The 25,879-nt window shown below is 42.1% G+C and carries 22 protein-coding genes; 8 read left to right on the top strand and 14 right to left on the bottom strand.

Annotated elements, in window-relative coordinates:
- Window positions 1–78: 78 nt before the first annotated feature.
- Genes GGQ60_RS10385 through GGQ60_RS10325 form a run of 13 tightly spaced genes read right to left on the bottom strand, consistent with a single transcriptional unit; the run spans window position 79 to window position 11,522 of the window.
- Window positions 79–717 carry a TMEM175 family protein gene (locus GGQ60_RS10385; RefSeq protein ID WP_183763338.1) on the bottom strand — a complete coding sequence of 213 codons (639 nt, stop codon included), beginning with the start codon at window positions 715–717 and terminating at the stop codon, window positions 79–81.
- 6 nt (window positions 718–723) lie between these two features.
- A complete protein-coding gene (locus GGQ60_RS10380; RefSeq protein WP_183763335.1) occupies window positions 724–1,338 on the bottom strand; it encodes an alpha/beta hydrolase in 615 nt (204 codons plus the stop codon).
- Between the two features lie 2 nt (window positions 1,339–1,340).
- On the bottom strand, window positions 1,341–1,640 hold the full coding sequence (locus tag GGQ60_RS10375; RefSeq protein WP_183763332.1) for a GNAT family N-acetyltransferase: 300 nt from the start codon (window positions 1,638–1,640) through the stop codon (window positions 1,341–1,343).
- Window positions 1,641–1,643: 3 nt separating this feature from the next.
- Window positions 1,644–2,579, bottom strand: coding sequence for a ring-cleaving dioxygenase (locus GGQ60_RS10370; RefSeq protein WP_183763330.1), 936 nt, complete (start codon window positions 2,577–2,579; stop codon window positions 1,644–1,646).
- A gap of 13 nt (window positions 2,580–2,592) precedes the next feature.
- A complete protein-coding gene (locus GGQ60_RS10365; protein ID WP_183763326.1) occupies window positions 2,593–2,895 on the bottom strand; it encodes a GNAT family N-acetyltransferase in 303 nt (100 codons plus the stop codon).
- A gap of 2 nt (window positions 2,896–2,897) precedes the next feature.
- Complete coding sequence (locus GGQ60_RS10360) at window positions 2,898–5,198, bottom strand: tetratricopeptide repeat-containing sensor histidine kinase (protein ID WP_183763323.1); 2,301 nt, start codon at window positions 5,196–5,198, stop codon at window positions 2,898–2,900.
- Window positions 5,199–5,204: 6 nt separating this feature from the next.
- The gene (locus GGQ60_RS10355) at window positions 5,205–5,882 is read right to left on the bottom strand and encodes a YoaK family protein (protein WP_183763320.1); all 678 of its coding nucleotides are present in this window, start codon (window positions 5,880–5,882) and stop codon (window positions 5,205–5,207) included.
- 9 nt (window positions 5,883–5,891) lie between these two features.
- Window positions 5,892–6,365 (bottom strand): Dps family protein, encoded by a 474-nt coding sequence (locus tag GGQ60_RS10350; RefSeq protein WP_183763316.1) that lies wholly within the window; start codon window positions 6,363–6,365, stop codon window positions 5,892–5,894.
- Between the two features lie 21 nt (window positions 6,366–6,386).
- Window positions 6,387–6,818, bottom strand: coding sequence for a DoxX family protein (locus tag GGQ60_RS10345; RefSeq protein ID WP_183763313.1), 432 nt, complete (start codon window positions 6,816–6,818; stop codon window positions 6,387–6,389).
- A 2-nt stretch (window positions 6,819–6,820) separates the two neighbouring features.
- Entirely contained in the window at window positions 6,821–8,713 is a 1,893-nt protein-coding gene (locus GGQ60_RS10340; RefSeq protein ID WP_183763310.1) for an amidohydrolase, read from the bottom strand.
- A gap of 24 nt (window positions 8,714–8,737) precedes the next feature.
- Window positions 8,738–9,481 (bottom strand): M17 family peptidase N-terminal domain-containing protein, encoded by a 744-nt coding sequence (locus GGQ60_RS10335; RefSeq protein WP_229685027.1) that lies wholly within the window; start codon window positions 9,479–9,481, stop codon window positions 8,738–8,740.
- Between the two features lie 12 nt (window positions 9,482–9,493).
- Window positions 9,494–10,870 (bottom strand): alginate export family protein, encoded by a 1,377-nt coding sequence (locus GGQ60_RS10330; protein WP_183763307.1) that lies wholly within the window; start codon window positions 10,868–10,870, stop codon window positions 9,494–9,496.
- A 19-nt stretch (window positions 10,871–10,889) separates the two neighbouring features.
- Window positions 10,890–11,522 (bottom strand): hydrolase, encoded by a 633-nt coding sequence (locus GGQ60_RS10325; RefSeq protein ID WP_183763304.1) that lies wholly within the window; start codon window positions 11,520–11,522, stop codon window positions 10,890–10,892.
- Window positions 11,523–11,824: 302 nt separating this feature from the next.
- Between GGQ60_RS10325 and GGQ60_RS10320 the strand changes: the two genes are divergently transcribed.
- From GGQ60_RS10320 to GGQ60_RS10285, 8 genes are all read left to right on the top strand, one after another.
- Entirely contained in the window at window positions 11,825–13,519 is a 1,695-nt protein-coding gene (locus GGQ60_RS10320; protein ID WP_229685028.1) for a sigma-54 interaction domain-containing protein, read from the top strand.
- A gap of 13 nt (window positions 13,520–13,532) precedes the next feature.
- Entirely contained in the window at window positions 13,533–15,824 is a 2,292-nt protein-coding gene (locus GGQ60_RS10315; protein WP_221235923.1) for a tetratricopeptide repeat-containing sensor histidine kinase, read from the top strand.
- 3 nt (window positions 15,825–15,827) lie between these two features.
- A complete protein-coding gene (locus GGQ60_RS22980; RefSeq protein ID WP_183763298.1) occupies window positions 15,828–17,750 on the top strand; it encodes a sigma 54-interacting transcriptional regulator in 1,923 nt (640 codons plus the stop codon).
- 216 nt (window positions 17,751–17,966) lie between these two features.
- Window positions 17,967–19,922 (top strand): sigma 54-interacting response regulator, encoded by a 1,956-nt coding sequence (locus GGQ60_RS10305; protein WP_183763295.1) that lies wholly within the window; start codon window positions 17,967–17,969, stop codon window positions 19,920–19,922.
- Between the two features lie 368 nt (window positions 19,923–20,290).
- Window positions 20,291–21,109, top strand: coding sequence for an alpha/beta fold hydrolase (locus GGQ60_RS10300; RefSeq protein WP_183763292.1), 819 nt, complete (start codon window positions 20,291–20,293; stop codon window positions 21,107–21,109).
- Window positions 21,110–21,800: 691 nt separating this feature from the next.
- Window positions 21,801–22,070 (top strand): hypothetical protein, encoded by a 270-nt coding sequence (locus GGQ60_RS10295; RefSeq protein WP_183763289.1) that lies wholly within the window; start codon window positions 21,801–21,803, stop codon window positions 22,068–22,070.
- Between the two features lie 107 nt (window positions 22,071–22,177).
- Window positions 22,178–22,945, top strand: coding sequence for a hypothetical protein (locus tag GGQ60_RS10290; protein ID WP_183763286.1), 768 nt, complete (start codon window positions 22,178–22,180; stop codon window positions 22,943–22,945).
- Between the two features lie 199 nt (window positions 22,946–23,144).
- The gene (locus GGQ60_RS10285) at window positions 23,145–24,227 is read left to right on the top strand and encodes a hypothetical protein (protein ID WP_183763283.1); all 1,083 of its coding nucleotides are present in this window, start codon (window positions 23,145–23,147) and stop codon (window positions 24,225–24,227) included.
- Window positions 24,228–24,500: 273 nt separating this feature from the next.
- Here GGQ60_RS10285 and GGQ60_RS10280 read toward each other — a convergent pair whose 3' ends face one another.
- A complete protein-coding gene (locus GGQ60_RS10280) occupies window positions 24,501–25,748 on the bottom strand; it encodes a phospholipase D-like domain-containing protein (RefSeq protein WP_183763280.1) in 1,248 nt (415 codons plus the stop codon).
- Window positions 25,749–25,879 lie beyond the last annotated feature (131 nt).

The raw sequence follows: 25,879 nt of genomic DNA, 5'->3' as shown, positions 1-25,879 counted from the left end.
TTACCTGCTCATCAAAGAACCAGGTGAGCCTAATCCTCAGGGATGGATTTAAGTCAAAAATAAAATAATAACCTGGCGTTACTTGGGATTTGGATGGTGCGTTTTATCTGTGAAATTTATTTTCTTTGACGATATCGCCCAGAACACCCATAATAGTATACAGATTAGGATTGCAGCATCCGGAAAGAAAAACGAAATTATAAACGCTGCCAGGTAAGTGGGAAAACCGTATAGAAAATTATCTCTTAACTGCTTAATTGCCTGCTCATTGATTCCGGGCCGAAGTAAATCCTTACCCTTAACGGCCTGGTACCATAATAAGTTAAAGGCAATATTGATCAACAGGAAAAGTCCGGTATAGATCGTTACCGAAACTTGCTTACTCTCACTCAGGTAGAACCTGGCTAATAATGCGCTGGGATACGAAACAAGCGACACCAGGAACAGGACAAGCCCATTGGCAAACATCAGCCCGGTATCCCTTCTGTAAATCTGTTTGAAAACTTTATGATGATTTACCCAGATAATAAAAATACTAAAAAAAGAGATAACAAAAGCGATATAACCTGGCCATTCTGCCTTTAGTTCGGTCAGTAGCATCGCAGGTTTTTTACCCACATCAAATGCCGGTACATGGAGCTCCAGTACCAGCAAGGTTACGGCGATGGCGAATACACCATCGCTGAATGCCTCAATTCTTGCCGTCTCTTTTTCCATTTTTCTTTACGCGGTAAAGATCAACCTGTTCACCTGCATAATCTCCTGGTGGGTGATGGTATGTCCCATATGCTGATAAATAACCTCAGTAACCCTGGCACCCAACCCTTCGAGTAAAATAGTCGTTTCTTTCACCCTGCTTACCGGAACATGAAAATCGGGATCACTGCTACCGATAAAAACCGGGGTTTCATCGAAATCACCACGGTAGTTCCGGTGATCAACCACATCACCAATTAAACCACCTGTAAATGCGGCAATGCCACCATAACGGGTACCATGAGCAGCTACGTAATCCAAAGCTAAGCAGGCACCCTGAGAAAAACCCAGAAAGTAAATCTGTTTTTTTGAAAAACCGCTCTTTTCCAGATGGCCGACCAAATCGTCTATCTGTTTTAAAGCATCAGATAAATAAGGTTCATTTTCTACCCTCGGCACCAAAAAACTTTTCGGGTACCAGGTATTGTGAGGTGCCTGAGGAGCTACCAACGCATAAGAATCCACATTTAGACTGGGTGCCAGGTTTAATATATCTTCTGCCGTACCGCCACGGCCGTGGATCATGATTAAAACATTTTCGGCTTCACTAAGGCTTTTCCCTGCTTCTATAAATGCTTTCATAGTTAATTTTCGTGTTCTTTGTTCCAGATATCCTGATATAAACCTTCGTGTCTTCTAAACTGTAAATGTACGTAAGGGCACAGTGGAATTACCTTTAATTTGTTTTCGCGAACGTAATTCACCATAGCATCAAGCAGTAGTTTTGCATAGCCTTTCCCCTCTTTTTCAGTATCTACCTCTGTATGGTAAACGGTTAAGTTCTGATTTTTTAGCTCAAAAATCATTTCGCCCACTTTTCCATCCTCATCATATACATCGAATGAATTGGGCTCACCCTGTATGTTTAATTTAATTTCTGCCATGATTTAATTTATTTTTGGGAGTAACTGATCGAGCTCTGCTCTTAGATGTTCATGCTGACGAGGAAGTTTTAAATGTGTGCCCAGCTCATTCAGCGGTTCATCTACTGTAAAGCCAGGATTATCGGTAGCGATTTCGAAAAGTACGCCTCCTGGCTCACGGAAATAGAGGGAGTAGAAATAATCTCTATCAATTTTTGGCGTGATATTTAAGTTTTTACTCCTGATTTTCTCTCTAAATTCCATTTGCACTTCTTCATTTGATACACGGAAAGCCACATGATGATTGGTGCCCGCAGCATTTCTTCCGCGGTTACCACCTGGATTTTCCAATAAATCGACAATAGCAGCAGTCTTCACCGCATCGGTAACAAACCGGTAGCGATTACCTTCCTGCTTTAATAAGCGGTAGCCAAAAATATCTGTTAATACCTTTGCCGTTTCATCAATACGCTGCAAATTTAAAGTGGTGCTGTGAAAGCCTTTGGTTGCGTGTTCAGCTTTGACCTCACTCGTTTCCCATGGTTTCCTTAAATCCTCTGTCTCCGGCACGATTAAACTTAAAGATAAACCATCCGGATCTTTGAAAGTGAGTAGCTGCTCGCCAAAACGCTCGGTAAGCCCGGCCGTTTTTACTTTAGCCTCATTAAAACGTTCTTTCCAAAAATCCAGGCTCCCTTCCGGTACCGCATAACCAATCTCGGTAGCCATACCCACTCCTTCAGTACCCTGCCCAATCCCATCCCACGGAAAAAAAGTCAATATCGTACCCGCATGGCCGATTTCGTCGCCATAATACAGGTGGTAAGTACCCGGATCGTCAAAGTTTACGGTTTTCTTTACCAGGCGTAAACCCAGTGTCTTGGTATAAAAATCGAAGTTTCGTTGTGCATTTCCCGCAATGGCGGTAATGTGATGCAAACCTAAAATTGTATTTTCCATTGTTTTTGTTTTTTTACCGCCCGCGGTATGATTGATTAATTTGGTCGTTATATTCCGGATGGGTACTGATAAATTTTGCCACAAAAGGGCAGTACACCATCACTAATTTCTGATGGGCTTTAGCATAGCTAAATGCATATTTTGCCAACGCCGAAGCAAGGCCCCGGCCCTCCAGAACTTTAGGCACAAACGTGTGCATAAAGGCGATGTCTTTTTTATAAAACCGGTACGACAGGTAAGCCACTTCCCCTTCCAGCGCAATTTCGAACTGAAGGTTACCGGTATTATTATGGATGGTAAAATCTGCTGATTCCATTGCTAGTTGTTTATCTGGTTAACGGTTTCCGGAGATAGTTCGCTGTGCTTTTTAAACCTTATATTGAGGATCAGACCATCTTCATTCCACATATCAATCTCACCGTTTAACTGCAGGGTCAAGCCAGTCATTAAACTCATTCCCAGGGAATCTGAACTATCTGCGTCAAAACCTGCCGGCAGCCCCACTCCATTATCGGCAATTCTTAGCTCACAATCATTTTCATCTTTCATCAAAAGGGATATCAATACTTTACCTTTCATACCATCCGGAAAAGCATATTTTATGGTGTTGCTGATTGCTTCGTTTAAAATTAACCCTAACGGCACTGCCTGCGCAACGTCTAACCTGATGGATTCGGTATGAAGCTCAAACTGGATTTTTCTATCGGTGCTAAAACATTCTACCATATAATCAACCAGTTCCTTGATGTACCAATCCATGTCTATTTCAGCCAGATTATCTGATTGATATAGTTTTTGATGGATGAGCGACATGGCATGCATCCGGTTCTGGCTGTTCCTGATGGCAATCAGCGCATCGTCATTATCGAGGTAGGCTGACTGGGTATTGAGCAAACTGATTACAATCTGAAGGTTGTTTTTAACCCGGTGATGAATTTCGCGTAAAAGCCATTCCTTTTCTCCGAGTATTTTGCGAAGCAATTCATTCTGCTCATTAATTTCCTTTTGCTTCTGTTCTAAAATCAGGTTACTTTTTTTCTTTAGCCTATAGCGGTTATAAATCAATCCGGCAAAAAGCATCACAACAACCAGGCCCCCGATAAATAAGGACCGCGTTCGCTCATCGCTTTCAATCCTTACTTGCTGTAGCTGATTTTTTTGGCTCAGCAAGGCAATATCTTTATTCTTTTTTTCGGTTTGATATTCGATTTCCAAACCGGCCATCTGCTTTGTTTTCTCGCTGTTAGCGATCGAATCTGATAACCTTTTAAAGCTTTTGTAGTGTGCAATAGCCTCCCAGGGTTTATTCTGGGCAGAATCTACGTGATACCAAAGCCTGTATAACTGGGAAAGTGCTAAAATATTCTTTTGCTCGAGGCTTTGTTTTTCATGTTCCCTGAGGTATACCATAACTGCCGAATACTGTTTCTCGTGAACCATTTTTTTGATAATGCTTCTATAGAGATAGATCTGGTTAGGATCATCCTTTGGAAGATCATGATGGAACTTTAAAAGCTGCTGATAATAAGGTTCTGCTTTGGCATAAGCCCTGATATCGTAATAAGCATTAAAAAGAATATAAGGTATTCTTAGCTTCATCTGTACATCCTGAGGCGGGAATTTTTTAATGGTTTTAATCAAAATTGATGTCCCTTCCTCAAATCTTTTCATCCGCACTAAAGCCGTGGTGATATTGGCTACAATAGTAAGAATGTAGTTGGGATCTTTGTATTTCTCCGCAATTTTTTCGGCCTCAGTCCAGTATTCCAGCGCTTTCGGGTCGTTTCTTAAGTAGAAATAAGTTAAGCCCAAATGATTATTAATGGAGCTTCGCTGTAAGGTTGTATCCCCTAGCTGTTCTGCAGTTTTCTCTGCCAACAGACCATATTTCAACGCCTGCGCTAAATTACCCAGGCTGTTATTGGCAATACATAGATTATTGTAAACGCCCTGCAACTCTTTAAAATCTACAGCTTTATAAGCAAGTAAAGACGAATCCATCAGGGTGATCGCATAAGCGGCCTGCCCTTTGATATTGTAATAATCTCCAAGGTTGTTTAAAGAATTTCCTTCTTCTAATCTGTTCCCGGCCTGACGATATAGTTTTAATGCCTGTTTATTGTATTTGATTTTCTGATCCAAATCAATGCCTTCATTCCCATAAAGCTGACCTTTTGCAGCATAAGCACGTGCCAGTTCATTAACCAAATGATGTTTACCGGCATAACCGATTGCCTGGTTGTATATTTTTTCGCTACCCGGTTTATCGCCCGATTCGCGGGTAATATCTGCTTGAAGAATCAACGCTTTTGCTATACCCTGAGAATATCGTATTTGATTAGCTAAAGCAAAACCCTGGGCCTGATAACGCAATGCGGTATTCAGATCGGTTTTGACCTCTCCGGGCAGATTCAAGTAGTAAGTGCCTAGATTAACCAGTACATCAACCTTTTCAGGGCCCGCTTTTAATATTGCTAATTTTGCCGCAGCCTCATTAAACGCTGTTTTTGTCTTAATTTCCTGACCCGCTAGCAGATCAGGAATCAAGAACAGGATTACTGCCAGCAAAATTATCGCTTTACTAAAGGAGCAACAGGCAGATTTGGATTGAACGTACATTTGGAATCAAGCTTTGCTTTTATCTGTTGCGAAATAGCAAATTGCCATGGCAATACCGGGCAATACCATGCCTGCGAGCCCCAATAATTTCCCAATACAGGCGCCCATTATACATCCCAGTAAAAAGCCGCCGAGCGTAACCAATCCTTTGTAAATTCCCGAAAGAAAATCAGCATTTTTAAAGCCTGAGTTGCAATACGACCTGATATCAAGCGCAAACTGGGTCACATTTCCGGTCATCATGGTGGTTGGGCCGAAAGTATCTTTGGCAAAAAGTTTTCCATAGGCATTCTGGAAACCCATTGCAAATACGGTAATCATCACCACCACATACATGGGCCAGGTAACTTCCGTATTATTTATATAACAGAATCCATAGGCCAAAGCACCGGCAATTAAAAGAACAAAACCTTCTATCAGCAGCAAAAAATGTTTATTGGAAAACCTCGCGGCAATCCATCCGCCTACCATCACCGATAGCATAAATACCGGAAAAGTTAACAGTTTTATCCATGCATCTGCGCCACCACCTTTGATGAGCTGGTAGGCAAAAACGATAAAGTTTCCGGTAACATGCGCAGAAAATATCTTATCTGCCGCAACGAATGTAATGCTGTCGCAATAGCCAGCTATGAGCGTTAATACCAGGGTTACAAACCAGACGTTGTTCTGCTTTTCTTCCATATTTGATTATTAAGATAAATGAGCCCTTAACATCCACGCCATCGTCTCATGTGTTTCCATTAATGCGGTAATATAATCGCTTGTTCCGGCATCTTTTAAGGCTGTGGCATAATTATTAATGTTCTCTCTTAAGTGAATTAAGATACTTTCATGATCTGAAAGCAATGTTTTAATATAACTTGTTGCATCGTTTTTCCCCCGGTCGTCCTCCGTTAAGTGTGTAAGCTCCAGGTATTGCTTAAGCGTGGCCGGAGCATAGTGGCCCAGTTTACGGATTCGCTCTGCCACGTCATCTATAATATCAGCGAGCTGATTGTATTGCTCTTCAAAAAACTTGTGTTTATTGTAAAAATCGGGTCCCTCTACGTTCCAGTGCGCTTTACGGGTTTTAGTGTAAAGCACAAATTCGTCGGCAAGAATTTTACTTAAAGAATGCGCTACCTCTGCCAGGTGTTCCGCGCTGATTCCAATTTTAGCTTCCATAATGGTTTGATTGATATTAAATTAAAAAAATTTTTGTAGTAAATAGTGATCGATTGATAGGGTTCCGGGACCTATTGCCAGTAAAAAAAGCATCGCTAAAGTGTACATATAGGGAACATCTCTCACTTCTAATGAATCTTTACGATGTACGATGAAATAGCCGATTGCGGTAACACCTATGGATGGTAAGATGAACAAGCGTGTGCCCAGCCCCATTGCAACCAGGAATGGAACTACCGTATCCGAAAAAGTGGCTACCAAGCCATTGAGCCCATCGGGCAAGCCCAAAGGGTTGGGAACATGTTCCTTTTCTCCATTTTTTAAACTGAACTTTTTCATGCCGTGTACCCTAAAAAGTTCGAGCATGAGTAGCACCCGGAATACCAGTACGGCAATATTATTAAACTCCGATCCCAGATCAGAATAAAGCAAACATTTAATGATACTCTCCATCCTTAAAAAGCAAAGCATGAACATCCCAATGCTCCCCAGAACGCGGTATAATTATTTACCGGTATGTTACTGGTCCTTACCGCATCATGATTATGCTGATGAACATTACAGCTCCCTGTGCAAACATGTACCTTTGCCAAAAGCGAAGCAGATGCGTTACCATTTGCCAACTTACTTTGCTCACTGCCCCTGTGTGTTGTTGCAGAATAATAACCATTGTAGCTATTGGTCGGTGACCAATCTGGCAAAACCGGAATTTTAGGTGGTGAGAAAGATGAAAAATCGCCTTTAGCATAAACAATTTTGCCATCAACAACTGTTAAGTCTGATTCGATACCTTTTATTTCTTCATCTGATACCTCAAAGTAATCACGGTTCAAAACAGCTAAATCAGCGAGCATACCCACCTGGATATCCCCCTTCTTTTGTTGTTCGTTAGAAAACCAGGCACTACCACGGGTATAAAGCGCTAAAGCAGTCTCGCGGGTTAATACAGTATCTGCATCATAAATTTTTAAGCCACCCACGGTTTTGCCCGCAGTTAACCAGAACATGGAAACCCATGGATTATAGCTGCTTACCCGCGTAGCATCAGAGCCACCGCCAACAGGCACTTCCATCTCGAGCATTTTTTTTACCGGAGGAGTTTGCAAGGCGGCCTTTTTCCCATAACGATCGGTAAAGTATTCGCCCTGATAGGCCATTCTACTCTGAATGGCAATACCTCCGCCTAAGGCTTTCACCCGTTCAATATTGCGTTCGTCAATGGTCTCAGCATGATCAAAGATCCATGGCAGTCCGGCAAAAGGGATATCGCGGTTTACTTTTTCAAATACATTCAAAAAACGGGTGATGCTTTCATTATAGGTTGCATGCAGCCTGAATGGCCAACGTTTTTCGACCAGCAAACGCACAACACGCTCAAGTTCCTCTTCCATGTTATCGGCCAGATCCGGACGCGGCTGAAGAAAATCTTCAAAATCTGCGGCAGAAAAAACCAGCATTTCGCCCGCTCCGTTATGACGGTACATATCGTCTCCCTGGTATACATTTACTGAATTGGTCCAGTTCTGAAAATCTTCCAATTCTTGTTTTGGCCGCTGTGTAAATAAGTTGTAGGCAATCCTCACTGTGAGTAGCTTCTGCTCGTTCAGTTCGCTTACCACCTGGTAATCGTCAGGGTAATTCTGAAACCCTCCACCAGCATCAATTACGCTGGTAATACCGAAACGGTTTAACTCCGTCATAAAGTGGCGGGTAGAGTTTACCTGATGTGCCAAAGAAAGTTTTGGTCCCTTGGCCAGCGTCGAATATAGTATCATGGCATTCGGACTGGCTATTATTAAACCCGTAGGCTCACCACTTTCGTCTCTCTGGATCTCCCCTCCAGCGGGCGCCGGGGTATCTTTTGTATATCCCACAGCACGAAGTGCCGCCCGGTTCATAAACGCCCTGTCGTATAAATGAAGTATAAAAACCGGTGTATCGGGCGCAATGGCATTTATTTCGGCTAAAGTGGGCATTCTCCGCTCTGCGAACTGAAATTCAGACCAGCCGCCCACTACACGTACCCATTGCGGCGAAGGGGTACGGTCTACCTGTTCTTTGAGCATACGCAGCGCATCGGCCAACGATGGAACACCATCCCATCGCAGTTCCAGGTTATAATTTAACCCACCACGGATAAGATGGATGTGTGAATCGTTGATTCCAGGTACCACTCTTTTCTTATTTAAATCAACAATTTTTGTTGATGAACCTGAAAAAGCCAGTATATCACCATCATTGCCTACAGCAATGAATTTACCATCCTTAATCGCCACTGCGGTAACCTGTTGCTTATGCTTTGCAATGGTATGAATTTTACCATTGAATAAAATCATGTCTGCACTCATCGTATTGTATTTAAGGGTTAAAACTTAATTTTTAATTGCTGCCACAGCCTCTTGAATGCCTTCTCCTGCCGTAGTGAAAAATGCCGGCCCGGCTAACAGGATCACTTTTGATACCGGTTTAAGCTCAACCATTTTTTTATCCTTTAACCAAAGCTGCGCCCGGTAGGCCTCAAAAATCCCTCTAACTACATTGCCTGCAACCAGGGCTGTTGGCGAATCGATACCGGCATCCTTTAAGTCGCTGGCAAAAGCAAAATTGTCGACACCCAATTTCAGGGCCTCACGCATGGCTACGCTTCCTACGCTGATCATCAGCCCGGGGGTAAATTTATTGCGGTCACCCAAACCAATCAGTAATAATTTCCTTCCGCCGATAGTTCCTTTAGGCGGTGTAATTAATAAGGTTTCATTGGCATGGGCCAAAAACCTGCCGCTCTTACGGATTTCGGTTAACAGGCCTTTTGTATCCTGATCTAAATGCACTAAACCGTTTAAAGCAGCTGGCAAGGCTGGCGGGGAATTATAGATATCGCCCTCGGTATATTCGAAAACGCAGGCTACCTGCAAATCGCTTACCTGGGCAGAAGGCCCCTGAACTACACCTTCAATTGCAATTCCATCTACCGTACCCCAAACTTTTGCTGTGCCAATTGCTGTAGTAGCTTGTTGCGCAAACACGGTTCCGCTCATCCATAGCGAAAATATAATCACCCCGGCAGCTATTTTACTGTTAAGTGATTTTGATAGGATCTTTGTTGTACTTTTCATTTCTTTATTTTTTTAAAATTTGAACGATACCTGAGCATTAAAAAATTGTGAATTATCCCATAGGGGAACAATATCTTTGATAAAGCGACCAACCTTAAAATATTGACCACCACAACTAAAGGATAAGTGTTTATTAAATGAATAATCGGCACTTAGCAGATAAGTAGTTCCGATAAAGCGGTGATTGGATATCGATCCGGCAGCATTAAAATTTCCACTCGGCCGGTAAATACCATCATTTACTGAATAACGCCAATTGAAAACCACATCGGTTTGTACGGTGAGTTTACCGGTTAAAGCAAGGGTAATATAGGGGTGTAAATCAATGAGGTTGGATGGTCCAATCAGCGGATTGAAACCAAAATAGCCTCCCCTTGGAAACAGCGGATTAAATGTTTGCAGCTTACCGTCGCCTACTTTTTGATCGCCTGATATATAATCATTGCGCAGGTTCACGGAAGGCTTAAACCTCAAGTCATCAAATACATACCCTAGCTCTATAGCAGTTGTCCAGGCATCAATGTTACCAGGGCCAAACTTACCTAACTGATAAGCCGCTTCTATATTGTAGATAAAACCTCCTCCACCTTTCCAATAACGCATAGCCAGGGTATGGCGAAGTTCCTTTTCAATCCCCTCCTCAAAGCGGGCCTGGTCTCTTCTGATTCCCAGATAATAAAAATCGAAATTTCCTCCCTTCGGAATAATGAGATTTGAATACGCCCCCCACAAATTTGCCTGGTGGCTGGGGCGGTTATCGAATATCCCGAAATTTACCTCATCAGATTCAAGTACGAAGGCATCAATAGAAAATTTAGGCGAGCTGTACATCACTTTTGCACCCGTAAAATATAGCCTCACTGTTGTACCCTCGCGGACAGAAATCAGCCTGCCCGACCCATAATTAATTTCCTGGCGGCCAACCCTTAAGGCCAATTTATTTTCAGGCTGATTGATCATCCGATATTCGGCGAACAGATTTTGAACGGCCAGCTGATCTTCATCAACAGGTGCAGGGCCATATTTACTTCCGCTCTCCAATGCACTGTTTAACTGGGCAAAAACCCTTAAGCGTTCGCCTATGTTTAAATCGGCATATAAAGCATAGCGTTGGAGTATGGAATAATTGAAACCCTGATCTTTAACCCAGTCTTCATTAATTTTTCCGCCAAATTCTTCCCTCACCTCTCCCCCAAATGTGAAATAAATTTTCCGGTCGGCTGAAAATGGCAGGAACTTTAACACGTTGTAAAAGTTCCTGCTCGAATCTTTCAAGTTGCTGTAATCCTCGTCATAGCGCATTAATTTAATGCCTTGCGCATAAACGTTTGCCGTCAAGCCGCAAAAGCATAACACCATTAATATAGCCAAACGCAGATAAACCTTCATCTTATTTTTGAAATGAGTATTAGTGTTTTACCATTTTATGTGCATACTGAATTCCGATTCCGTAACCGGCACCATATTTCTTCATTAAATCGGTTACCGGAACATAAGTTTCAGTCCTGGCCCAGTCTCTTTGCAGTTCTAAAATATATTGCACTGAAGTGATCGGTTTAACACCCGCGTGGATCATTCTTTGCATGGCTCTTTCGTGCGCCTCCTCGCTAACATCACCACATGCATCAGCAATAACAAAAACATCGTAGCCTTCTGATAAAGCTGATAATGCCGGGCCAACAATACAAACGCTGGTCCATAAACCTGCCAAAACAATTTTTTTCTTGCCTGTTGCGGTAATCGCTCTGTAAGCCGGTTCATCTTCCCAGGTATTCATTGAGGTCCTGTCAATATAATTTGAGCTCGCCTGTGGATAGAATGTTTCAATCTCAGGAAAAACAGGGCCAGCGAACAGCTCTTCCATTACGGTAGTTACAATGGTAGGCACGTTAAAAATTTTCGAAGCGCCTGAAATGATCGCTACGTTGGTACGAAGCTCATTGATTGAAATGCTTTTGGTAGCAAAAGCCATTTGTCCTTCAAAATCAATTAATACTAATGCATGATTTTCCGGTGATAACAAATCTGGTGATGGTTTCATAATATAATATTTTTGTTTCCCTGCTATTTCCAACAAGCATACCACAACATAAAACACTATCTAATAGCCGATTACAAAATCAGAAGCAATTTAATATTAACCATATATCGTCGATTTACGAGCCCTGAAAAATAATTCTAAGCGGCCATCACCATTGTATTAGCGAAAAATTACGAGCTAAAAAAAATCAAAAAATAAATTCAAACAATTGATAAACAAAGAATTATAAAATAAATTTACGAAATAGCGTAAGTTATAAAAGCCAACTATTCGCATTTAAGCATTTATATACCTATTTTAGCATGATGGAAAGCAAAGGCTCGTTATCTGAAATTAACAATCAAGAGAAGATCTGCGCTGAAAAGCAAACTATTCAAGTCCTTGAACAGGAGAATGCCCGTTTACTAAAAAGCCTGGCCCAAAAAGAGGATCAGAATAAAATTATCCTCTCCATCAGCCATGCCATTGCCTCTGTACGCCATAAGCTTGATCTTTTCGATGTCATCGATCAAAAACTAAAAAAACTCTTCGATTTTGATCACTTCGTTATCTGCCTGATCAATTCCGATCAGCAAACCCACAGTCCTTTCATCTATAATCAGAAAGAGGATTTTCTGAAAACCGCAGGCATTCCGCCTAAGGCATCAAAGAAATACCCTCTGGAGGATGGCATGTGCAGGGCAATGATTGCGTCGACAGATCCAATAGTCTTTGATGTTGATGAAGTAATGCAATGGCCTGACGCTCCCGCATGGCTGGGCTTCTGGCAAAACAAGGGGATAAAAGAAATGATTGGACTGCGGATGACCGATAGCTCGGGATGTATAGGCTTTTTTTATATTTATACCCAGCACCGCAAAACCGTTTCCAATATTTATTTTGATCTTCTTCAGGGGATATCACTACAGATCTCAATTGCCATTTCAAATATCCTGGCCAATGAAAAGATCGAGCAACAGCTCGATGAGATCAATACTTATAAGCTAAAACTCGAAGAAGAGAAAAGCTATTTAAAAGAAGAGATCAGCCAAAAGTACAATCATACCGAGATCATCGGCGAAAGTGCGCTGCTCAAAAAAGTATTTCATTTAATTGATCAGGTGGCCACCAGTAGCAGCACTGTGCTTATTTTAGGAGAAACCGGCACAGGAAAAGAGCTCATTGCCCGCGCAATTCATAACGCCTCGGCCAGAAATAAAGCCTTAATGGTAAAGATCAACTGCGCGGCACTACCGGCCGGTTTGGCAGAAAGTGAACTCTTCGGCCACGAAAAAGGCAGTTTTACCGGGGCGCTGGACCGGCGAATCGGAAAATTTGAGCTCGCTCATAACGGAACCCTTTTCCTTGACGAAATCGGTGAGCTTTCGCTTGATCTTCAGGTAAAACTGCTAAGGGCATTACAGGAAAAAGAAATTGAACGGATCGGGGGAAGACAGACGATCAAAACCGACGTCAGGATTATTGCAGCTACCAACCGCGACTTACACCAAGAAGTAGCTAAAGGGAATTTCAGAAGTGACCTCTACTACCGGCTAAATGTGTTCCCTATCCATATTCCCTCTTTAAAAGAAAGAACTGAAGATATCCCTGCCCTGGTTGCTCACTTCATAGATAAAATCGGAAAGAAAACCGGCCGTAACGTACATGCCATATCAAAGAGCAGCATGAATAGATTACTTCAATACCCCTGGCCCGGCAATGTGCGCGAACTGGAGCACCTGATAGAACGGAGTATACTGCTCTGCCATGGTACCGTGCTAAAAGATATCCATTTACCAAAAATTGAGCAGGTTGATACGGGCGCTTATGGAACAGCGCAAAAAATCAAAACGATCCATGAAAACGAGCGCGATCATATTCTATCCATACTTAAAAGCTGTAAAGGAAAAATATCAGGCAAGAATGGCGCAGCAGAAATACTCAGGATACCACCAACAACATTGAACTCAAAAATTAAAAAACTCGGGATAAAAAGAGCGCATATCCTTGAAAAATAATCTTCCATTGGGCATGCAATTAAATCACATCTACATGGGCCGTATAGGTAGCTACCTCCTTTTATTCTTAATAGGTCTTGGGTTATTGATAAAGCCTTCTTTTTCTTATGCAACCCGTGTTGATCCGGCCACAATAAAAACAGCCGCCCCGTTAAAGCAGGATACCAGTCAAATCAAATTGTTATATCAGTCTGCCAGTGAACTTATTAAGCAGCAACCTGTAACAAAACAGCAGCTAAACGGTGCCGCTAAGCTACTTAAAAAAGCGTGGATGATCAGTGAGGCTACAGGAGCTTTAACCTGGAAATACAAAATACAACTGCTGTATGGCCATTTATATGGCCAAAGTAAATTACGTGCACCACAATCCAGTGCATACGAAAATGCGATCGCTATTGCCAAAAAACTGGGCAATGAATCGTTGGAGGCAAATGCTTGGTACCAGTATTACCAGAACGTGCCCGATACGGTAGCGGATTACAGGAACAAAACTTTTTACCTCCGGGCAGAAATGGCTTATAGGCTTTACAAAAAAAGTGCAAAAACTTTCGGAGCGCACTACCGGGAGGCGGAGTTGCTCAGAGAGATGGCCGACTTCCATTTAGAGGAAGAAAACTTCGATCTGGCCATTAGCGAACTGTTCCAGGTAATTGAGCTGGATAAAAAATATAAACTTCCCCGCCTTCCTATGGCCTATGATCTGCTCTCGGCGGTATACAACCGAAAAGGAGAAATGAGCAAGGCGCTGGAATCTGCCCTGCAGAGCATAAGGGTTGCCGAAGCAAACCATGAGGAAGTGTATGTTACTTATCTAAACCGGGTGGCTGCAGCATATGAAGCGATTAACAAACCGCAGGAAAGCATTAAATGGTATACCCGTTCATATCATCAGCTTGCTGCAGATGATCCATATATATTTATTCCGGCATATATGATCGCTACCCAGCTGATCAAATTAAATCAGGCAGAAAAAGCGCTGAGCTTGCTGAAGAATACCTGGCAGGGCGTAAAAAACAGAGCCGATGATCAGGCGAACTTTATGTACCTGGGCTTTGCCGAAAGTTATACCGCGCTGGGACGCTATAGCCAGGCCGATTATTATTTTAAACGGCTGCTTTCACCCTCCATGTCCTTGTCGAATCCTTTCAGAACCTCAGTTTTTTTTTCTGCCAGCGAATTTTATTTCTCCCAAAAAAAATATTCGCTAGCCCTCGAAAATGCAAAAAAGGCGAGTTTAAACCAGATTACCATGACCCTGCCCAGGCAGATCAGGCTTAATGAAATACTTTACAAGATTGATCTCGCACTTAACCGCCCTGCCCAGGCCATTGTGCATCTTCAGGATTTCCATCGGCTTAAAGATTCTATGCTTAACCAGAATAACCTGGAGGCGATCCAACGCCTGCAAATTGAATTTCAAGCCTCACAAAAAGAAAATGAGAATGAGCTGTTAAGAAAGAAATCCCAGCTTCAGAGCCAGCAACTCAACCGGGTGCAATGGATCAGGAACGCCACCATAACCGGCCTTGCCTTCGTTTCGATCGTGCTGGTATTATTATACGGCAGGTTTAGCCTTAAGAAAAAACTACATAACACTTTGGTAAGGCAAAAGGCAGAAATAGATCTTGCCTATGCCGAACTGGAACGCAATGTGGAGCAGAAAAATAAACTTATCGAAGAAAAGGAATGTCTGATCAGGGAAGTTCACCACCGGGTCAAAAACAACCTCCAGCTTACCATGAGCTTACTCAACAGCCAAAGCCATTACCTGGAAGATAAGGCGGCGATTGAAGCGATTAAAGAAAGCCAGCACAGGCTAAAGAGCATTGCGCTGATTCACCAGAAACTTTATCAAACCCAGAACGTTTCGACGATTCAGATCCAGCCTTACATTTTTGAGTTGGTAGAATATTTGAAAGAGAGTGTCAGTAGCGACAAAAAGATCAAATTCAACCAGCACATCATCGATCTCGAACTTGATGTTTCCAAAGCCATACCACTTGGATTAATCATTAATGAGGCGATTACCAATATTTTTAAATACGCCTTCCAAAACCGTGCTAGCGGTAAAATCGAGATCAGCTTAAACGCATGTGGCCAAGATGAATATTTATTATTAATAAAAGACAATGGCATGGGATTGCCGCCAGGTTTTGATTATAAAAGAAGCAATACCCTGGGGCTTACCCTGATGAAGGGGTTGAGCAGCCAGATAGATGCAAACTTCTCCATGATGAGCGAAAATGGTGTAACCGTTAGCCTGAGATTTAGCAGTAAGGAGGCAGCTGAGCCATTTAACGATTAAACAATGATGATAAAAAAAATCCTGATCGTCGAGGACGAATTTATTGTAGCCCACGACCTGCAAATGATCCTGTCAAAGGCCGGGTACCAGGTGGTGGGCATTGCCGACTCCTTTAAAAATGCCCAGGTCATGCTACAATCCCAACCGGTAGACCTTGTTTTTTTAGATATCTACCTGAAAGGAAGATTAACAGGGATTGATCTGGCCCTGGAACTGATGAAAAGTGAAATCCCCTTTATCTACGTATCGGCCAATTCGAATGAAAAGGTTTTCGAAGCAGCAAAGTCTACCTGCCCTTATGGCTTCATTGTGAAACCATACCGGGAAAAAGACATACTGCTTAGTATTGATATTGCTAACTATCGCAAAGAAAACAGCAAAAACATGAAGCTGAGCAGCGAAAGGTTCATGCACGATTTCATTGTCGATATCTCGTTAAAATCGCTCACCTGGCAGAAAAAAATCCTTTCCATAGCCGGCGCATTTCAACCTTACATACCCTTCGATTTTATAGCGCTATCGGGAATCGCTGCAGATGGAAAACGCTATAACGAAATCGGAATAATCCGCACAAACTTCGATCAATATGATTTATTCACAGCAGATGAATTTATAGAAACCAGCGGACTGACGAGAAAAGAATATAACCGGTTAAATCAACTTGTTCCGGAAACCACTGCAGATGCAATATACACTGGCGAGCGCTTCGAAAATGTAAAACAGCTTGCTCCTATGAAAAACCTGATGGCCAGCACCTATCACCTGCATTCCAACCTCGTTAAAACATTCCATCTTGAAAACGGCGATCACATCAGCTTTTCTTTCTATAGCAGAACCCCACACCTTTATCAACCCTCGCATATGGAATTATTGAATTTTCTCTCCACAACACTCGAGAAAAAACTCATCCATTTGGTGGAGATGAAAAAAGCTGACGAAGTACAGCCTAAAACTACTTTCGCCAATTTACATCCTGAAAAAGAAAAAGTGTTTGCCAACATCATCGGCAAGAGCACCTTAATTTTAAACCTTTTGGATAAAATCAAGATCGTGGCCCCAACAGATACTTCAGTTTTAATCACCGGAGAAAGCGGAACAGGAAAAGAAGAAGTGGCCAAAAGCCTTCACCGGCTATCCGGAAGAAGCCAAAAGCCTTTTATTGCGGTTAATTGTGCGGCTTTGCCACTTGAGCTGATCGAATCGATCTTATTCGGGCACGAAAAAGGCGCTTTTACCGGTGCGCTGGAAACACGGATCGGAAAATTTGAAGAGGCGAGCGGAGGAACGATATTTCTGGATGAAATCGGCGAAATGCCTATTGATCTGCAGTCGAAACTGCTCCGGGTACTCCAGGAAAAAGAAATCGAAAGGATAGGCAGCAATCAGCCACTCGCTGTAGATCTGAGAATAATTGCAGCAACCAACCTGGATCTGGAAAAAGAAATCGCCAAGGGTAAATTCCGCTTAGACCTGTTTTATCGGCTAAATGTTTTTCCGCTCCACCTGCCACCGCTAGCACAGCGAAAGGTAGACATCCCCTTACTCGCCGCCCACTTTGTCAGCAAACACGCCAAAGAACTAGGGAAGCCAGTACAGGAGATTCCAACCAATTTTTTGAACGTATTAATGCAATACAACTGGCCGGGCAACATCAGGGAACTCGAGCACACCATCTTACGCAGTATCTTGCTTTCAAAAGATGGCCGGTTGGCAGTAGAAGACCTGGCGTTGGAAACCAAAGGCGAGCAGACTCCTATTTCGACAGAAATTAAAAGTTTTGAAGATAATGAACGCGATCATATCATCAGGGTACTGGAACTCTGTAAAGGAAAAGTGGCAGGTAGCGGAGGAGCGGCTGAACTGCTGGGAATCCCGGCTACCACGCTTAATTCGAAAATTAAAAAGCTGGGCATCACAAAATCTTAAATTCGCGCTATTTGGTAAATTAACGATATATCATAGAATATAGGCAAATACTTATAAGCTAACCACCTAAATTACAAACCGTTAACCAATGGTACTCTTATTGAATAGAAACCGTACCGGATCTGCCTTCAACTGATAAAATTTCGCAGGTTTTAACAACAATAAGGAAGATCTCCCGGAAAACAGCCCGGATGTTAATTGTGCCCTAGATAAAAAATGAAACAGAAAATTTTAATTGTTGAGGATGAATTTATTGTAGCAAATGATTTGAGGATCATGCTGGAAAAAGCGGGTTATAAAGTCTGCGGCATAGCCCCTTCTGTAGTCAAAGCCCTTGAACTTATTGCCTCAAAAGAACCCTCCTGGATTTTGTTGGATATTTTTTTACAGGGGGATAAGACGGGGATCGATCTGGCCGCTCAACTTACCGGAATGGGTATTCCTTTCATCTACATTTCAGCAAATACCAACCAGGGTATACTCGAAGCGGCGAAGGCTACGCTGCCTTATGGTTTTCTGGTAAAACCCTTTCGGGAAAAAGACCTGATGGTGATGCTTGACATTGCCCGTTACCGGCATGAGCAAAACATTAAATATAACCAAAATGCCGATTCTTCCATACACATCCAAATTGAACACATCCTGGAGAATGAAGGAACAAAAAGTGCAAAACTACAGGAATTCAGTAAGCTACTCCACCCGCTGATTCCTTTTGATTTTCTTTGGATAAGCCGGACCGTGCCCCATACTACCACCAAAGATATCACCCTTTTAAAGGAATCCAATGAAAGCTTCAGGCTAATTAGCAATGATGAGCTTTTAAAAGAGACCGGTGCCTCTGCACGTGATTTTAAAACGTGGAATATTGCAAGGATACCTACAAACGGAAAATCTATCTTTAACGGATATGATTTCCGCAGATTGCGAATGGAGAGCCGCTGGATACAGCACCTCTCTGATGGGTACAAGCTCGAATCTGCACTGGTAGCAGAGATCGCAAAAGGCGAAGAAACATTTCAAATCGTATTTTTTAGCCGGCTGAGCGATGTTTTTTCCAAAGTACATACCGGCATCATTAACCAGTTCTGCAAGGCATTTGAACTGCTTATTGATAAAGCCCTGTATGCTCCGAAGCAAGACACAACGAACAAAACAGCCGAAACTACAGCCTTAGCCTCGCCACCGGTGCAAAAAAAAATCAGCCCGGTACCGGTGAATGATTTTCACGGCATTATCGGTAATAGTCCCTTACTCCATAACGCACTCAAGAAAATTGAAACCGTTGCACCGGATGATACCTCGGTGCTCATTTTAGGTGAAAGCGGCACCGGAAAAGAAAGGATTGCACATACCATCCATAAGCTTTCGCCAAGAAAAAATAAATCATTTATCACCGTTAACTGTGCTGCATTGCCACTTACACTTATCGAATCGGAACTTTTCGGACATGAAAAGGGTGCATTTACCGGAGCCAATGAAAAACGGATGGGCAAGTTCGAACAAGCAGATGGCGGCTCGATTTTTCTTGATGAAATCGGCGAACTCCCCCTTGAGGCCCAGGTAAAGCTACTGCGTGTTCTGCAGGAAAAAGAGATTGAACGCCTTGGAGGAAATGGAACTAAAAAAGTCGATGTCAGGATTATCACCGCTACCAACCGGAATCTGGAAAAAGAAGTGGCCGAAGGGCGCTTCCGTTTAGACCTCTATTACCGGTTAAATGTATTCCCGATTGAACTTCCTGCATTAAGACACCGCAAAGAAGACATTCCCTTACTTACGCTGCATTTCCTGGAGAAATACGGTAAAAAATCGTCCGCTAAAGTAACTTCTATTTCTCCGGCCGCACTTGCAACATTACAAACATTTAACTGGCCGGGCAACATTAGGGAACTTGAACACCTGATCGAAAGGACAATGCTGCTAACCGATGGTGATGTTATCACTGAAATTGCATATCCCGATACCAATCCGGCGGCGGCTCTAGCTGATGATAGCGGCTCGAAAGTTAAAACCATGGAAGAGATGGAAAGGGACCATATCCTGCATGTCTTAAAGCTCTGCAAAGGCAAAATATTTGGGGCCGGTGGCGCCGCAGAAATGCTTAACATTCCATCCACCACCTTAAATTCTAAAATCAAGAAACTCGGAATAAAATTCGAGTTTGTAAAATAATTGCGGGTGGAATTCTTTGCAGATTCCCCCTCACCCCTCAACTGGCCATCTTTTAAAGCAACAGCATTTTTCGTGGCCAGATCAGTCCAGATCAGGCATAAACTTACATTTAGTTACATTTCTTTTCAGCTGATCCCGGTTACGACTTAGCCTGCTCACATAAACGAAATAAAGTAAATCCGGCAACCAACACGGGCGCCATAGTAAATTAACGAAATACAGTTAATAACCTAAGCCTAAAAAACAACATAAACAACTGAAATACAAATAAATAAAACAAAGGCACACCTATTGCATCTGGTTTGGCAAACGGGTGCCTATAGGTATAAACCACCTGTCAAAACACATTTAAAAAATTAAAATCAACCATGAGTACAATCAAAGTTAAAGACGGAACTGAAATTTATTACAAAGACTGGGGAACAGGACAACCCATTGTTTTTCATCACGGATGGCCTTTATCAAGTGACGACTGGGATGCCCAGATGATGTTCTTCGTAAATCAGGGTTTCCGGGTAATTGCCCACGATCGTCGTGGCCACGGAAGATCAGGTCAAGCCTCAGAAGGCCACAACATTGACACCTATGCGGCAGATGTAGCAGAGCTGGTAGCAGCTTTAGATTTACGTGATGCAATCCACATCGGGCATTCTACAGGTGGCGGAGAAGTGATCCGCTATGTAGCAAAGTATGGTAAAGACCGCGTGGCCAAAGCCGTACTCATCAGCGCCGTTACGCCGCTCATGATTCAAAACGAGCAGAACCCGGATGGCGTACCTTTAGCCGTATTTGATGAAATCCGTAAAGGAACCGGCTTTACAAGGGCACAGTATTTTTACGATTTCCCGATCGCCTTCTACGGCTGGAACCGGGAGGGCAAAACAATTGAAGAGGGCCTCAGACACAACTGGTGGCGCCAGGGAATGAGTGGCTCAGTAAAAGCGCACTATGAAGGGATCAAAGCTTTCTCTGAAACAGACCTAAGTGAAGATCTGAAAGCAGCTACAGTACCCGTGCTGGTACTGCATGGCGAAGATGATCAGATTGTACCATTTACTCAGGCTCCAAAGGCTGCCGCTTTGTTAAGCAACGGAAAATTAATAGCCTATCCGGGCTTTCCACATGGAATGCCGACCACAGAAGCTGAAACAATCAACAACGATATTTTAGCTTTTATTAAATCATAAATCGTTCGCAGCAGGTATAGCCTAAGGTATTTTTCGCTATACCGGTATTTGATTAAAATTTATTCCAACACTGAGGGGCTGTCAAAGCTCCCTCAGCGTTGGATTTTAGCTTGATTAAAAAGGCTTAAAAACAAAAAACCGGAAAGATGTTTCTAAAAACAATCTTTCCGGTTAGTACGATCAATGATGACTGGTTAGAACACACTTCACGCTTCTTTATGATTATAGAACCGATTATCGATGATTTAAAACGAAAAAATTTCATTTAAAGATTTGAACAATTCTGCTAAGAAGTACCCTTATCATGCCAATTTTTGAACACAAAAAGTTGGCATACATCAAATATATTATTTCGTATTTCTATATTAGTATTGAGCTAGTTATCTTGTCAGAAAGACTAGTTACAACAAAAAAAAATCGAGAATAATTTGGATCTAACAAGTAGCTTTTTTCACTGGAATGACAACCAGTCCGAATAAAGAAAACCGGAATAGATCAATGATGTGGTTTTCCCTGCTTTTCCAATACCTGAAGCTGTCTATCCAAAAGATTCAATTTAGACGATCCGATCATAAAAGAGCATTTAGACAACAAAAAACAGTATCAGTTTTCCATAGACTTTATGTTATGTTTTCGCTAAAATATCAAGACAAATTTAACTACATTAAAGAATAAATTAACACTATCCATTTTGAAAAAGACAATAGAAATTCCGTTTATAAACATTGCGGAGGAAATCAAGGAAAAAACTGGTTTTATTTTAGAACATCAGGTCGCAACTGTATTGGAAAAACACGATTGGAGTGTGATCCATAATAGATTTTACATTGACGATGTGCAGTCAATCCAAAGGGAAATGGATTTACTGGTGTACAAAGCAAACGAAGTAGACACTGTAATGGTCTACACCGCATTGATCATCAGTTGCAAAAAAGCACCTTCAAAGATTGGATTTTTTTAACACGCAATGCAAAGGGCACCAAATGGAACCTTGATACCGTACCTTTCACTTTTTGGTCGAATTCCGAAATATTGAATTACCAGTTGAAGGGCAAAAAGTTTTCGGACTTGAAGGGATGCGACGAAAAAATCCATAAAGAGCTTGATGCGAAATTCGAATATAATAAAACCGTTTTTGCTTTCAGGGAATATGAGGGAAAAGGCGAGGTTAAAAAGATTGGTCAGGACTCGGCCATATTTGAAAGTATCATTACGCTGATTAAATCGCAGGCTTATGAACTTGAATCCCTTCCCATGCGAAGGCAAGACAGGAAATATTATTACAACCTAAATCTATTGACGGTTGCAGATGTAGGTAAATTCATTGAACTGGAATGCAACAATGACGATTTCACTGAAAAGGAGATCGAAAGGATTAATTACGTCAACCGATTTCTCGTTAATAAAAAAGAACACAATAGCAGGATTGTCTTTGCTAAGCTTTCCGCTTTGGAAGAAGTTATCGAAGATTTCAATAATCTACATAAACTCAATATCGATCTTGTAGGAAATGGAATCCCAAGGTTTTATGAGAAAGAAATCTGGGAAGACTACTATGCCAAAAAGATTGTTGTTAATGGTGCCGAGGATGACCTGATAAGCGAATTAAAGTATGAGTTACAGGGGAAATTCCGTGTTCAGCAGGATGATTTCCGGTGGCCTTATTTTATGATTAACGAGCAGGCAGTACTCGAAGTCCAGTTCAATGCCAGTGAGGAATTGATTGACTATATTAACAACGATGAAAAGAGCAATAAAATTACTGCTGAATGGTTAAAGGATAACTTTAGGTATACCGGAAAGTTCATTTTTACCCTCAACGAACTACCGTTTTAATTTAAGCCGCTAACAATGCGTGAGCGGCCCGAGCGGCATCCTCCCGCAATAGCATCAACCTATACCGCAAGACACTAGTCAGCCAGGGATACGCCCAAAGAACGTTAATATTTATTGAACATCAATTATTGAACGAATCAATCTATCGTACAAAGTTCATATATTTAAGAACCGGTAACTTACTAATAATAACCAAACAATGGACGGACAGGAACTTAAAATACTATTTAACCAGGATAAAGCCTACTTGACCCCCGACCGCCCACTGACCTTTGAACAGATCGGTATAGCCGATATTGCCCAAAAAGGTTTCAAGTCCCCTGCATACTGGATCTTAAGGGTGAGAAAATATACTGAGGTTGAACGCAAAATATTCTGTGAGGTATTATCGTATCATATTGGACACACGGAATTTGAAAGTAACCAGAAGGCGCTGTCAGCTGTCCTTAACACCCTGGAAACCATATCTTTCAAAAGCGTCGATACCGGAGGCCTTTGGGACACCTTAAGAGGCGGAATGCCCAGCTCAATTTATACTCATCGGATTAGCACGACAAACAGGGCTACGCACCACCCAGCGATTGCAGAATTTGTGAGGCCAGTACAAAAACAGACGCTGACCAAAACATTTTCCATCGCACTAAAAAATGTGCGTTTCATCGCAGGGGGCGTATCATTTGAACTGATCATCCCTGGACAAAACAAATCCACCGGGTTCACCATTATCAATGAGGATATCAGGGAAGAATATGATTCGATTAAGAACTACTTTGGAAATATCCTCAAAACAAAAAAAATCGAGGTCACTGCCACGATCGAATTATCTGGCGGCGAAGTTGTATCCAAATCTGCAAAATCGCCGGAAATAGATCGAATCAACAGGGAACTGATCGAAAATGTAAAATTTGAATTCCTAAAGACTAACAATAAAACGATAAGCGCAGTGCCAGATAGGAACCTTTATACGATGGAAGAATATTTCGAGGCTTTTGGCGATGAGAAACTCAAACCAGGTACATTTTACGATGATGAAAAGATTTTTTTGGAGGACCAGTTAAAGGTCTCCAATAGCAAGCACTACAAACACCTCAGGTTCTTGTCCAGTAAACACGCTTGTGAGGTGATGAAGCTCAGGTTTACCCAAAACCCCTTTTCGTTTTTCTTTTTGATCCAAAGCGAAAGCAACTACCATATCGTCTGGGAAACACTTAATACTGCAGAAGCGACTTATATCTGGAGCATTGAAAAAGATCCGGATGTTTTAAAGTTGAAGCTAAAGTAACTGGAGGGCGTTATGAGCATTATCAAATCTAAGGGTAGAACAGCTTATCTCATCATAGCCGAAGATTCATTTTGTCGGGTCAATCATGATTATACCGACACTGCAGAAGCGTTTATTAACTGGAAAAACGAGCTAGAACTGGTAATCTTCCGATAAATGCTCATAGCTGATCGATGAACCTGATGGTTTAGGCATATGCCAAAATCAAAATATAGCTCGTTTAGACTCCATAACTCAATTAGCAGTAGTCCAAACTCTTGCATTTAAGCGTATTTACCCGTGCCTGATTAGCTCGTAAAGCACGTAAAGTTTTTTAAAGGCTTCCATTACTGTAGTTGCAATTTGCTTGTCTGAGAGGGCATTATCCAGGTAATAGATGTTCCGACCGATAATAAAATAGGCATCTTCACGGCTCTGCATCACAATTTGAGCTAATTGGTCGGCAGTGACAATATCTGCTTCACCTACCGGTGCTCCGGCATTGATCCAGTAGCCCTTGCCGAGATTTTTAAAGGCATCAAAAAACACAGTCCTGAAAGCAAGGTCAGCCAATTTGTTTTTCAGGTGTTTGCGATCGATCAGACTTGCGCCGCCCCTGCCCAACATCAACCACAGACCTACATCCTGGTCATGTATGATCACCTGCATCCTGATGTTATTAATGAACCGCGATGGATTGTTAATGGACCGATCACCATTATTGTAAACGGCCAATTCAGACTCCGATTTACCATAATGCAGCCACATGGCATTGATATAAAAGCCACTGAACCGGTTAAAAAAGTGCCGGCTCACCCACTCCTTCTTTTGGTGATGGGCATGAAGGTTGACCAGTCCTTCCTTCACAAAGGCAGGATAAATCCGGGAATGCAGTTCCAGAAACCTAGCCCTGACTTCCTTTCTCAACTCCTTTAAATCATCGTTTTCAACCGTATGATAAATCTCCTTAAAAATTCGATGCTGGTTGTGGGTAAAAAATTGACCGCTGTTCTCTGCAAGTTCAAGCTTGAGCGAGGCAGCCTCGGTATCGATCTCCTTAACCTTCGAACGCATCCTCACAAAACTGGCTCTGTAGGAGTCGATGAACTCCGGCGTGATGATATGGCCTTTGGCATAAAGACCATTAAACCAGTCCAAGAGTTTTGTGCACTCTGCTTGATCAGATATCTGGAAATTCATTTCGACATTTTTCTCCAACCCCCATGTAGTGGTATTGGAAGAACCAATGATAGCTTTTAGCGAATCATCAAGCCCGAGAATCAGGTATACTTTGGGATGATAGGTATAAGCAGACTTGTAAACCCTTGCGTTGTGGTCACTATTGGCGTAAAGCCGCACAAAAACTTCTGGCTCGGTGTTCAGATCAATTCCAATCAAATAATGTTGTTTGGCTATTTTAGGAATGTGTTCCTGGATAAATTTCAATCCATTCCTGCTGATCATGGCGCTGGCGATCCAAACCTCTTTTGCCTGGGTCAGTTCCTGCCCAAGAAATTCCTTAATATTGTTATGTAAGATCATGTTCGGATGGCAATCAATTTATGATTTATTGAATGTGGTTGATTTTAAGCTTCTTCGTCTAACGAAATCTGTTATCGATGAATGATTTGATTTCAACATTTCGTTTTTCTTAGGTTATTTTTTAATGACAA

It is taken from the genome of Pedobacter zeae, assembly GCF_014196715.1.
In the GTDB taxonomy this organism is placed as follows: Bacteria; Bacteroidota; Bacteroidia; order Sphingobacteriales; family Sphingobacteriaceae; genus Pedobacter; species Pedobacter zeae.
The sequence above is the reverse complement of the archived record's forward strand: the minus strand, read 5'-3'. Positions and strand labels throughout refer to the sequence as shown.

Coding starts and splice junctions, on each gene's coding strand:
- GGQ60_RS10325 (WP_183763304.1), bottom strand. CDS start 11,522: ATGAAACCATCACCAGATTTGTTATCACCGGAAAATCATGCATTAGTA.
- GGQ60_RS10370 (WP_183763330.1), bottom strand. CDS start 2,579: ATGGAAAATACAATTTTAGGTTTGCATCACATTACCGCCATTGCGGGA.
- GGQ60_RS10305 (WP_183763295.1), top strand. CDS start 17,967: ATGAAACAGAAAATTTTAATTGTTGAGGATGAATTTATTGTAGCAAAT.
- GGQ60_RS10280 (WP_183763280.1), bottom strand. CDS start 25,748: ATGATCTTACATAACAATATTAAGGAATTTCTTGGGCAGGAACTGACC.
- GGQ60_RS10350 (WP_183763316.1), bottom strand. CDS start 6,365: ATGGAAGCTAAAATTGGAATCAGCGCGGAACACCTGGCAGAGGTAGCG.
- GGQ60_RS10315 (WP_221235923.1), top strand. CDS start 13,533: ATGCAATTAAATCACATCTACATGGGCCGTATAGGTAGCTACCTCCTT.
- GGQ60_RS10375 (WP_183763332.1), bottom strand. CDS start 1,640: ATGGCAGAAATTAAATTAAACATACAGGGTGAGCCCAATTCATTCGAT.
- GGQ60_RS10355 (WP_183763320.1), bottom strand. CDS start 5,882: ATGGAAGAAAAGCAGAACAACGTCTGGTTTGTAACCCTGGTATTAACG.
- GGQ60_RS10345 (WP_183763313.1), bottom strand. CDS start 6,818: ATGGAGAGTATCATTAAATGTTTGCTTTATTCTGATCTGGGATCGGAG.
- GGQ60_RS22980 (WP_183763298.1), top strand. CDS start 15,828: ATGATGATAAAAAAAATCCTGATCGTCGAGGACGAATTTATTGTAGCC.
- GGQ60_RS10365 (WP_183763326.1), bottom strand. CDS start 2,895: ATGGAATCAGCAGATTTTACCATCCATAATAATACCGGTAACCTTCAG.
- GGQ60_RS10380 (WP_183763335.1), bottom strand. CDS start 1,338: ATGAAAGCATTTATAGAAGCAGGGAAAAGCCTTAGTGAAGCCGAAAAT.
- GGQ60_RS10330 (WP_183763307.1), bottom strand. CDS start 10,870: ATGAAGGTTTATCTGCGTTTGGCTATATTAATGGTGTTATGCTTTTGC.
- GGQ60_RS10360 (WP_183763323.1), bottom strand. CDS start 5,198: ATGTACGTTCAATCCAAATCTGCCTGTTGCTCCTTTAGTAAAGCGATA.
- GGQ60_RS10320 (WP_229685028.1), top strand. CDS start 11,825: ATGATGGAAAGCAAAGGCTCGTTATCTGAAATTAACAATCAAGAGAAG.
- GGQ60_RS10385 (WP_183763338.1), bottom strand. CDS start 717: ATGGAAAAAGAGACGGCAAGAATTGAGGCATTCAGCGATGGTGTATTC.
- GGQ60_RS10285 (WP_183763283.1), top strand. CDS start 23,145: ATGGACGGACAGGAACTTAAAATACTATTTAACCAGGATAAAGCCTAC.
- GGQ60_RS10340 (WP_183763310.1), bottom strand. CDS start 8,713: ATGAGTGCAGACATGATTTTATTCAATGGTAAAATTCATACCATTGCA.
- GGQ60_RS10335 (WP_229685027.1), bottom strand. CDS start 9,481: ATGAAAAGTACAACAAAGATCCTATCAAAATCACTTAACAGTAAAATA.
- GGQ60_RS10300 (WP_183763292.1), top strand. CDS start 20,291: ATGAGTACAATCAAAGTTAAAGACGGAACTGAAATTTATTACAAAGAC.